The organism is Tardiphaga sp. (assembly GCF_041424195.1).
Lineage (GTDB): Bacteria > Pseudomonadota > Alphaproteobacteria > Rhizobiales > Xanthobacteraceae > Tardiphaga.
Genome location: NZ_JBGMOE010000160.1, coordinates 1 through 1058, shown reverse-complemented (window position 1 = coordinate 1058; position 1058 = coordinate 1). Strand labels below are relative to the sequence as shown.

At 61.2% G+C, this 1058-nt stretch carries 1 protein-coding gene; it reads right to left on the bottom strand.

Annotation, left to right across the window (positions count from 1 at the left end):
• Nucleotides 1–16 precede the first annotated feature (16 nt).
• A protein-coding gene (locus ACEK02_RS20390; protein WP_371423387.1) for an IS630 family transposase occupies nt 17–963 on the bottom strand; the annotation gives its coding sequence in 2 pieces (ribosomal slippage) (nt 17–615 and nt 615–963; 948 coding nt in all).
• Between the last annotated feature and the right edge of the window lie 95 nt (nt 964–1058).

Sequence of the window (1058 nt, the reverse complement as noted above, 5' to 3'; positions counted from 1 at the left end):
TTAGAGCGTTTCCCGATCAGGCTGGCTCGTATCCAGCGGCTTCGAAGTAATTGGCACATTCGCGCGGTGTGAAGCGGCTGAGACAGCGTCCGATTGCGCTCCACAAGCCTTCGACGGTGCGTTGAGCAGCGGTGCGCAGCAGCGCTTTGAGCTTGGAGAAGGCGTTTTCGATCGGGTTGAAGTCGGGGCTGTAGGGCGGGAGATAGAGAAGCTTCGCGCCTGCAGCCTCGATCGCCGCGCGCACGCCGGCGCCCTTATGGCTGCCGAGATTGTCCATAACAACGATGTCGCCTTTCCGAAGATCTGGGACAAGGACTTGATCGACATAAGCCTGGAACGCTTGGCCGTTTATCGGCCCATCGAGAACCATCGGTGCGACCATGCCTGACAGGCGCAGGCCGGCGACGAAGGTCGTCGTTTTCCAGTGGCCGTGAGGGATGAAGGCACGCAGTCGCTCGCCACGGGGTGCACGGCCGCGAGTCCGCGCCATATTGGTCGATGCCCATGTCTCGTCGATGAAGACAAGCTTGCCCGGATCAAGGTCGATCTGGCCGTCGAACCATTCCTCTCGCCTTTTCAGGACGTCCGGCCGTTCCTGCTCGGCGGCGTACGTGGTCTTTTTTTAAGCGTGATCCTCCGGCGCTGGAAGAAACGCGACAACGCCGAGATGCTGAAGACGTGTCCACCAGCCGCGAGTGACACCTTCAACTCCTCCAATGTGCTGTCGGGCTTGGCCACAATCAGGGCGAGGATGCGTTCGGCCTGCGCTTCGATCGCCTGCGAGCGCCGATCGCCGCCCTGCGGCCTCGGCGTCACTGCGCCCGTTTCTCGCGCTTGCGCCACCCAGCGGATCGCGCTCGATATACCCACTTGAAAATGCGCCGCAGCCTCTCGACGCGACATGCCGCCCTCAACGGCGGCAACCACACGCCTACGAAGATCGACCGAAAGAGATGTTGCCATGCCCGCCGGCCTCCCTAACCAGCAGGCAGTTTGAATCAGAATCGGTCTGATTTGGGAATCCCAAACGATTCAATCTGGTCGGGAACCGCTCTAGT